Annotated in this window: 8 protein-coding genes; 5 read left to right on the forward strand and 3 right to left on the reverse strand. The window is 61.8% G+C overall.

The window, feature by feature from the left end; all coding sequences use genetic code 11:
• Window positions 1-290: 290 nt before the first annotated feature.
• Together KGB28_RS30640 and KGB28_RS30645 are read right to left on the reverse strand one after the other, a co-directional pair.
• The gene (locus KGB28_RS30640) at window positions 291-1,046 is read right to left on the reverse strand and encodes a DUF2063 domain-containing protein (protein WP_223449159.1); all 756 of its coding nucleotides are present in this window, start codon (window positions 1,044-1,046) and stop codon (window positions 291-293) included.
• A gap of 3 nt (window positions 1,047-1,049) precedes the next feature.
• Window positions 1,050-1,880 (reverse strand): DUF692 domain-containing protein, encoded by an 831-nt coding sequence (locus tag KGB28_RS30645; RefSeq protein WP_223449160.1) that lies wholly within the window; start codon window positions 1,878-1,880, stop codon window positions 1,050-1,052.
• A gap of 352 nt (window positions 1,881-2,232) precedes the next feature.
• On the opposite strand from KGB28_RS30645, the gene KGB28_RS30650 reads away from it, so the two are divergent.
• Together KGB28_RS30650 and KGB28_RS30655 are read left to right on the forward strand one after the other, a co-directional pair.
• A complete protein-coding gene (locus tag KGB28_RS30650) occupies window positions 2,233-3,279 on the forward strand; it encodes a class I SAM-dependent methyltransferase (RefSeq protein ID WP_223449165.1) in 1,047 nt (348 codons plus the stop codon).
• Between the two features lie 140 nt (window positions 3,280-3,419).
• A complete protein-coding gene (locus KGB28_RS30655) occupies window positions 3,420-4,262 on the forward strand; it encodes an NAD-dependent protein deacetylase (RefSeq protein WP_223449161.1) in 843 nt (280 codons plus the stop codon).
• A 115-nt stretch (window positions 4,263-4,377) separates the two neighbouring features.
• On the opposite strand, the gene KGB28_RS30660 is transcribed toward KGB28_RS30655, so the two are convergent.
• The gene (locus KGB28_RS30660; protein WP_223449162.1) at window positions 4,378-5,280 is read right to left on the reverse strand and encodes a LysR family transcriptional regulator; all 903 of its coding nucleotides are present in this window, start codon (window positions 5,278-5,280) and stop codon (window positions 4,378-4,380) included.
• Window positions 5,281-5,455: 175 nt separating this feature from the next.
• Here KGB28_RS30660 and KGB28_RS30665 point away from each other — a divergent pair, with 175 nt between their 5' ends.
• The 3 genes from KGB28_RS30665 to KGB28_RS30675 are packed head-to-tail and all read left to right on the forward strand — an operon-like array spanning window position 5,456 to window position 8,049.
• Complete coding sequence (locus KGB28_RS30665; protein ID WP_223449163.1) at window positions 5,456-6,154, forward strand: CoA transferase subunit A; 699 nt, start codon at window positions 5,456-5,458, stop codon at window positions 6,152-6,154.
• A 36-nt stretch (window positions 6,155-6,190) separates the two neighbouring features.
• Window positions 6,191-6,856, forward strand: coding sequence for a CoA transferase subunit B (locus KGB28_RS30670; RefSeq protein ID WP_008026717.1), 666 nt, complete (start codon window positions 6,191-6,193; stop codon window positions 6,854-6,856).
• An 11-nt stretch (window positions 6,857-6,867) separates the two neighbouring features.
• Window positions 6,868-8,049 (forward strand): acetyl-CoA C-acetyltransferase, encoded by a 1,182-nt coding sequence (locus KGB28_RS30675; RefSeq protein ID WP_223449164.1) that lies wholly within the window; start codon window positions 6,868-6,870, stop codon window positions 8,047-8,049.
• The last annotated feature ends 354 nt before the right edge of the window (window positions 8,050-8,403 follow it).

Consider the following 8,403-nt stretch of genomic DNA (forward strand, 5'->3'; position numbering starts at 1 on the left):
GGGGCAGGCGCGCAGCGCCGTTCGGCGCAGCCGAACACATCGAGAGGAGGTCGAGCGAAGCCGACCGGAGGCGATGCCCCCGGATGAATGCCGGAGCGAAGGAACCCCGAGCCTTAGCGAGGGGCCGGACGTTCGGGGCGAGCGTTTTTTGGGTTACTTTTTTTAGGCGCTTGTAAAAAAAGTGACTCGCCGTAAGGGCGAAACCGCCAGCCGCCGCTACCGCAGAAACGGATATGTACTCAATCAACCAAGAACCTGCTCGGCCCAAAGACCGCCAAGGTCAAAGAAGATCAACCAACCCCAACAACCCCCTCCCCATGCATCTGCCGCAACAACCCCAGACCACCCTCGAAAAACGCCGAAGAGCCAACCTGCCCCGCCTCCACCGCCAATCCTTGCAACTGCTCACGCCCGGTCAACTCGGGAAACTCGCCAATCCTCTGCAACAACCGCCACGCCAACGGACTCAATTCGGAAAACCTCACACTCCAGTCCTCCGCCCGCCGCACCAACAGCAATGTCGGTTGCGCAGGCGCCATATCAGGCTGGTAATCCGCTCCCAGCAATTGCACCGGCCAGGCATACGCCAACGCCCAGGCCAGCGGCGACACCTGCAAGGTCCGATCCAGCAGCAACGCGACATCACCACCAACCAGAGGCTCGGCATCAGACTGCTGCAGCGCCATTTCCACCCACTCGTAATGCGCCAACTCGACCATGAACGGCGGCCAAGGCCCATCACTCAACGCCCGAGGCCCGGCCGCGAGAAACCCGACAAACTCCTCAGCAATCTCACCAAATTTCGGCGTGCGGGCGCGGTAGTCCCGCAAAAAGATCCGCACCAGCGAACGCCAGCGTTCATCCCCCAGAATCCTCACCAGCACCGGAAAGGTGCCACTGAGCAGCGAAGACAGGTTGGCGAACACCAGATCGCAGTAAACCCGTGCCCGCGCCGGGTCCATCTCGGTGGGTGGCGCATTGTGTTCAGGGTCGCGCAGGTACAGGCCCATGGTGGTTTGTTGATGCAAAAGACTCGACTTCTCCACGGTTCAAACCTCCTGTTGCAGGCGGCGAATAATCTGCAATTCCGCCACCAGTTCAGCGAATGCCGGAAAGTTGAAATCGCGCTCCAGCAAGGTCGGTTGCGCACCGAACCGGGCATAAGCCTGGGCCAGCAACGACCACACCGCCGGTTTGACCGAAGCGCCATGGGTGTCGATCTTCAAGGTGTCGGACTCGTCGAAATGCCCGGCAATGTGCATCGCCACCACCCGGCCCGAATCGATGCCAGCGAGAAACGCCTGAGGATCGAAGCCGTGGTTGATCGAATTGACGTACACGTTATTGACGTCCAGCAACAGGTCGCAATCAGCCTCGCGCAGCACGGCATTGGTGAAGGTTACCTCGTCCATGTCTTGCCGGGGCGCAGCGTAATAAGAAACGTTTTCCACCGCCAGACGCCGCCCGAGAATGTCCTGGGCCTGACGAATACGCGCCGCGACGTGGTGCACCGCTTCCTCGGTAAACGGCAGCGGCAACAGGTCGTACAGGTGACCATCATCGCTGCAATAGCTCAGGTGCTCGCTGTACAGCGGCACCTTGTAGTGATCAAGAAAGCTGCGAACCTCATGCAGAAAGTCGACGTCCAGCGGCGACGGCCCGCCCAGGGACAGGGACAAGCCGTGACAGGACAACGGATAGCGTTCAGCCAGGGCGCGCAATGCCGCACCATGGGCACCGCCGATGCCAATCCAGTTTTCCGGCGCGACTTCCATAAAGTCGAAATCGCCTGCCGGTGCGGCCTGGAGGTCTTTGATTAAACCGCGACGCAGGCCCAGGCCTGCGCTGGCCTTGGCTACGGGGGGAGTGGAGGTCTGCATGGTGTCGATCTCATAAGATGTTCAAGGACGCGAGCCGGTACCCGCCATGAGACAGAGTTAATCGAAGGGGTGTATCTGGACTGTGTTCGGCTGGGACCTGAAGTTGCGCGGGACTGTATCGAAAGGCCGGTGAGATACAGTGCAATACACAGCACAAATCCCCTGTGGGAGCGGTGTCCGTCAGGAACATGTAGCTTTCGTCGCGCCAGACCGCGCGGTACGGGGCCCGAACTAAACTTACTGCACACAGGGCCCACGTGGGGCCCTGTACATTCCCACGACCACCGCCCAGCGGCGAACGCCTCGCCAGACAATGCCCCTGGACCGTGATCCTGCTGAAGGAGCACACATGATGGACGAGGCCAGACTCAACGATTTCATGGGCAAACTGGTGAATGACATGGGCGGCGCGGCGATGCTCGCCAACGTCATCCTCGGCGAAGAACTCGGCCTGTATCGGGCGATGGCCGACAGTCAGCCAATCACCCCCGAAACCCTTGCCGAGAAAACCGGCTGCAACACTCGCCTGCTGCGCGAATGGCTCAGCGCCCACGCAGCCTCAGGCTACATGGAACACCGTGACGGCCAGTTCCGCCTCCCCGAAGAGCAGGCCATGGCTTTGGCAATCGAAGACTCACCGGTTTATGTGGCGGGCGGAATCGGCGTGGTCGCGTCGTTTTTCCATGACAAGGACAAACTGGTCAAAGCCATGCGCGGCGACGGCGCCCTGCCCTGGGGCGATCACCATCCGTGCATGTTCAGCGGCACCGAACGCTTCTTCCGCCCTGGCTACAAAGCTCATCTGGTCGCCGAATGGTTGCCGGCCCTCGACGACGTGGTAGCCAAACTGGAAGCCGGGGCCAAAGTAGCGGACATCGGCTGCGGCCATGGTGCCTCGACGGTGATCATGGCCCAGGCGTTTCCGGATTCGCGCTTCGTCGGTTTCGACTACCACGCGCCGTCCGTTACCGTTGCCACCCAACGGGCCGAAGAAGGGGGTGTATCCAGCCGGGCCAGGTTCTTCCAGGGCACCGCAAAAAGTTACCCTGGCAGCGACTACGACTTGATTTGCTACTTCGACTGCCTGCACGACATGGGCGACCCGGTGGGTGCGGCCAAACATGCCTATGAATCGCTGAAGGACGACGGTACGGTGCTGCTGGTCGAGCCCTACGCCAACGATCTGCTCGACGACAACGTCAACCCGGTCGGACGCCTGTTCTACGCGGCATCGACCTTCATCTGCACGCCCAACTCGCTGTCCCAGGAAGTCGGCCTCGGCCTCGGTGCCCAGGCCGGTGAAGCGCGGTTGCGCAAGGTGTTCAGCGAGGCCGGATTCACCCGTTTCCGCCGGGCCACGGAAACGCCGTTCAACCTGATTCTGGAGGCGCGTAAATAATCCCCCGCGACCATCTGTAGGAGCGAGCTTGGTCCGGGCGGCGATCCGACGATAAACGCGATCACGCCGCGGGGTGTCAGGCTTGCAGTGTTATCGTTGACGACCATCGCGAGCAAGCTCGCTCCTACAGGTTTCCCGGCATGCTCGACCGCCAGACACGTGACCAACTCGATCGCCTCCATCAGCTCATGGCGGATCAGCCGTTTGCCGTGCTGACCGGTGCCGGTATCAGCACGCCCTCGGGCATCCCGGATTATCGCGACAACCAGGGCGTGCGACGGGGCCGGCAGCCGATGATGTATCAGGAGTTTCTCTCGGCCCCGGAGTCCCGGCGGCGCTATTGGGCGCGGGCGATGCTCGGCTGGCCACGGGTGCGACTGGCACAGCCGAACGTGGCCCACGACACCCTGGCCCGTTTGCAAGGCACGCGGCAGATCAGCGGGTTGATCACCCAGAACGTCGACACCCTGCACGACCAGGCCGGCAGCCGTGACGTGATCGAACTCCACGGCAGTCTGCACCGGGTGTTGTGCCTGGATTGCGGCCGGCACAGCGAGCGCGATTCGATCCAGCACCTGATGGAAACACAGAACCCGTACCTGGCCGGCGTCGATGCGGTGCAGGCGCCGGACGGCGACACCTTGCTCGACCCGGCCTTCGAGGCACGCTTCCAGGTCCCCCGCTGCCCGCATTGCGCCGGGGAACGGATGAAGCCGGACGTGGTGTTTTTTGGCGAGAACGTCGCACAGGCCACGGCGGCCAAGGCGATGGCGACCGTCGAACAGGCTGCCGGGCTGTTGGTGGTTGGCTCGTCGTTGATGGCCTATTCGGCGTTTCGCTTGTGCCGGGCGGTGGTGGATCAGGGCAAGCCGTTGATTGCGATCAACCTGGGCAAGACCCGGGCCGATGAGATGCTGGACTTGAAGATCGAGGGGTCGTGCGAGCGGTTGTTGCCGATATTGGCGAAGCTACTTGGCAACTGACGAAACCCGATCCCTGTGGGAGCGGGCTTGCTCGCGAAAGCGGTGGGTCAGCCAATATCTCTATTGGATGTGCCGGCCTCTTCGCGAGCAAGCCCGCTCCCACAAGGGACTGTGCTCAGTTCATGGAGAAACGTTGCCCAAGGTTTTCCTCTTTCAGCACATCAAACAACGCCTGCGCCGCCGCCGACAGCTCTCCCCCAGGCAACGTCAACACCCCCAGCGCCCGCTCCACCACCGGGTCGCGCAAGGTAATGCAACGCGCACCCAGTTCACGCATCTGCCCGGCACACAAGGCCGGCACCGCGCTCACCCCCAAACCGCTTGCGACCATGCGCCCGACTGTCGCCAGTTGATGGCTTTCAAACTCCACCGGCAGCTTCATGCCCCGGGTCTGCAAGTGTTCTTCGAGCATCACCCGCACCGTCGACGGACGCTGCAAGGTAATGAACGGTTCCTTGAGCAGGGTCTGCCAGTCGATGTCATCGAGTTCGGCCAGCGCCGAATCCAGGGGCACCACGGCGACGAAGCGGTCGATGTACAACGGCGTGAATTGCAGCGACGAGCTCTGGGTCGGCTCGAACGCCACCCCAAGCTCCACCTGGCGGTCACGGACCATTTCCAGCACCTGCTCGTTGATCACGTCATTGACCGTCACGTTGACATTCGGATAACGGGCGCGGAAGGTCTTGAGGATCGGCGGCAGCAGGTTGCCGGCGAACGACGGCATCGCCGCCAGGGTCACGCGACCGCGCTGCAGGGTGAAGCGTTGGCGCATTTCATCCTCGACATTGTCCCAGTCGGCGATCAACCGGCGCGCCAGCGGCAGCAGGGATTCGCCTTCGGCGGTGAGCGCCACGTTGCGCGTGGTGCGGGTGAACAAGCGCCCGCCGAGGCCCTCCTCCAGCGCCTTGATGGTCAGGCTCAGGGCCGATTGCGACAGGTGCAGGCGCTCGCAGGCCACGGCAAAGCTCAGGCTCTGGGCCACGGCCAGAAAGGCGCGGATCTGCTTGACGGTCATAGTCGCTTCGCTCCAGTTGTAAGCTACAAGCTTCAAGCTGCAAGATTAAAGCAGCGATTTAATGAGCTTTATCAATCAATCAGATCTAAAAAACAACTTAACAAATGAATCTTGCAGCGAGACACTCCATTCCATTCGGCTAGCCAGCCGCCCACAAAGAATAAAAGAGGTGCATATGGCAGGTTTCGACAAGCGCGTGAGTTCCTACGAGGAAGCTCTGGCAGGTCTTGAAGACGGCATGACCGTGATCGCTGGCGGCTTCGGCCTGTGCGGGATCCCGGAAAACCTGATCAACGAGATCAAGCGCAAGGGCACCCGCGACCTCACCGTGGTTTCCAACAACTGCGGCGTCGACGGTTTCGGCCTCGGCGTACTGCTGACCGACCGCCAGATCAGCAAAGTGGTGGCCTCCTACGTCGGCGAAAACAAGCTGTTCGAAGAGCAACTGCTCAAGGGCGAAATCGAAGTCACCCTGACCCCGCAAGGCACCCTCGCTGAAAAAATGCGCGCAGGCGGTGCCGGCATCCCGGCCTTCTTCACCGCCACCGGTGTTGGCACGCCAGTCGCCGAAGGCAAGGAAGTCCGCGAATTCCATGGCCGCAAGTACCTGATGGAAGAGTCCATCACCGGCGACTTCGCCATCGTCAAAGGCTGGAAAGCCGACCATTTCGGTAACGTGATCTATCGCCACACCGCGCAGAACTTCAACCCGCTGGCGGCCACCGCCGGCAAGATCACCGTGGTCGAAGTCGAAGAAATCGTTGAACCCGGCGAGCTGGACCCGGCGCAGATCCACACCCCTGGCATCTACGTCGACCGGGTCATCTGCGGCACGTTCGAGAAGCGCATCGAACAGCGCACCGTGCGTAAGTGATCCCCTGCCCCCGGACCGAATGAAGGAATTACGACAATGGCACTTTCCCGCGAACAAATGGCTCAACGCGTCGCCCGCGAAATGCAGGACGGCTTCTACGTGAACCTGGGCATCGGCATTCCGACCCTGGTCGCCAACTACATCCCCGAAGGCATGGAAGTCATGCTGCAGTCGGAAAACGGCCTGCTGGGCATGGGTCCGTTTCCTACCGAAGAAACCATCGATGCCGACATGATCAACGCCGGCAAGCAAACCGTGACCGCACGGACCGGCGCGTCGATCTTCTCCTCCGCCGAGTCCTTCGCGATGATCCGCGGTGGTCATGTCGACCTGACCGTGCTGGGCGCCTTTGAAGTGGACGTGCAAGGCAACATCGCCTCGTGGATGATCCCCGGCAAACTGGTCAAGGGCATGGGCGGCGCGATGGACCTGGTTGCCGGTGCCGACAACATCATCGTCATCATGACCCACGCGTCCAAGGACGGTGAGTCCAAGCTGTTGTCCCAATGCAGCCTGCCACTGACCGGCGCCGGGTGCATCAAGCGTGTGCTGACCGACCTGGCCTACCTGGAAATCGAAAACGGCGCGTTCATTCTCAAAGAACGTGCACCGGGCGTCAGCGTCGAAGAGATCGTCGCCAAGACTGCCGGTAAACTGATCGTGCCGGACCACGTGCCGGAAATGCAGTTCGCTGCCCAGTGAGGAATCATTCCATGCAAGAAGTCGTCATTGTTGCCGCCACGCGCACCGCGATCGGCAGCTTCCAGGGATCCCTGGCCAATGTGTCTGCGGTTGACCTGGGCGCTGCGGTGATCCGTCAGCTGCTGGCGCAAACCGGCCTGGATCCTGCGCAAGTCGATGAAGTGATCATGGGCCAGGTGCTGACCGCCGGCGCCGGGCAAAACCCTGCGCGCCAAGCCGCGATCAAGGCCGGCCTGCCCTTCGCTGTACCGGCCATGACTTTGAACAAGGTCTGCGGCTCGGGTCTTAAAGCCCTGCACCTGGGCGCCCAGGCGATTCGCTGCGGCGACGCCGAGGTGATCATCGCCGGGGGCCAGGAAAACATGAGCCTGGCCAACTACGTCATGCCCGGTGCCCGCACCGGCCTGCGCATGGGCAACGGGCAAATCGTCGACACCATGATCAGCGATGGCCTGTGGGATGCGTTCAACGATTTCCACATGGGCATCACCGCCGAGAACCTGGCCGAGAAGTACAGCCTGAGCCGCGAGCAGCAGGACGCGTTCGCCGCCGCCTCGCAGCAGAAAGCCGTGGCCGCGATCGAAGCCGGGCGTTTCGTCGATGAAATCACGCCGATCCTGATCCCGCAGCGCAAGGGCGATCCGCTGTCCTTCGCCACCGACGAGCAGCCACGGGCCGGCACCACCGCCGAATCCCTGGGCAAGCTCAAGCCAGCCTTCAAGAAGGACGGCTCGGTGACCGCCGGCAACGCTTCGTCGCTGAACGACGGTGCCGCGGCCGTGATCCTGATGAGCGCCGAAAAGGCCAAGGCCCTGGGCCTGCCAGTCCTTGCAAAAATCGCCGCCTACGCCAACGCAGGCGTCGATCCGGCGATCATGGGCATTGGCCCAGTGTCGGCCACTCGCCGCTGCCTGGACAAGGCCGGCTGGAACATCGACCAGCTTGAGCTGGTTGAAGCCAACGAAGCCTTCGCCGCTCAATCCCTGGCGGTGGCCAAGGACCTGGAATGGGACTTGAACAAGGTCAACGTCAACGGCGGCGCCATTGCCCTCGGTCACCCGATCGGTGCCTCGGGTTGTCGCGTGCTGGTGACCCTGCTGCATGAAATGCTCAAGCGTGATGCCAAGAAAGGCCTCGCCACCCTGTGTATCGGTGGTGGTCAGGGCGTGGCACTGGCGCTCGAACGGGCGTAAGCCAACAGCGTTCAACAGACGGCGCGGGGACCCACGAAGATCCGTGACCGTCTGGAAAAACACCCGGTGCGATGCAAGTCGCACCGGGTTCTTTTTTGCCTGCGTTTTTTTCAGTTAGACCGCGTCATCGTTCTTCGTCGGAACGCCGCCCGGAGCAAGCCCGCTCCCACAATTGACCAAGTTGTCCAGACGAACGCGGTCCACTAATGAAATGGCTACCCCCGCCGCCCCCTGTGATCGCCCACTAAGCTTTCACAGGGGGCTTATCGGAGATCATTGCCATGAGCAAAGTAGCTATTGCCGCCATCGATCTGGGAAAACACACCTTTCATCTACATGCACAGGATGATCGTG

Origin of the sequence: Pseudomonas sp. BF-R-19 (assembly GCF_019956445.1) — a bacterium.
Taxonomy (GTDB): domain Bacteria; phylum Pseudomonadota; class Gammaproteobacteria; order Pseudomonadales; family Pseudomonadaceae; genus Aquipseudomonas; species Aquipseudomonas fluorescens_BH.

Coding starts and splice junctions, on each gene's coding strand:
- KGB28_RS30645 (WP_223449160.1), bottom strand. CDS start 1,880: ATGCAGACCTCCACTCCCCCCGTAGCCAAGGCCAGCGCAGGCCTGGGC.
- KGB28_RS30650 (WP_223449165.1), top strand. CDS start 2,233: ATGGACGAGGCCAGACTCAACGATTTCATGGGCAAACTGGTGAATGAC.
- KGB28_RS30660 (WP_223449162.1), bottom strand. CDS start 5,280: ATGACCGTCAAGCAGATCCGCGCCTTTCTGGCCGTGGCCCAGAGCCTG.
- KGB28_RS30675 (WP_223449164.1), top strand. CDS start 6,868: ATGCAAGAAGTCGTCATTGTTGCCGCCACGCGCACCGCGATCGGCAGC.
- KGB28_RS30655 (WP_223449161.1), top strand. CDS start 3,420: ATGCTCGACCGCCAGACACGTGACCAACTCGATCGCCTCCATCAGCTC.
- KGB28_RS30665 (WP_223449163.1), top strand. CDS start 5,456: ATGGCAGGTTTCGACAAGCGCGTGAGTTCCTACGAGGAAGCTCTGGCA.
- KGB28_RS30670 (WP_008026717.1), top strand. CDS start 6,191: ATGGCACTTTCCCGCGAACAAATGGCTCAACGCGTCGCCCGCGAAATG.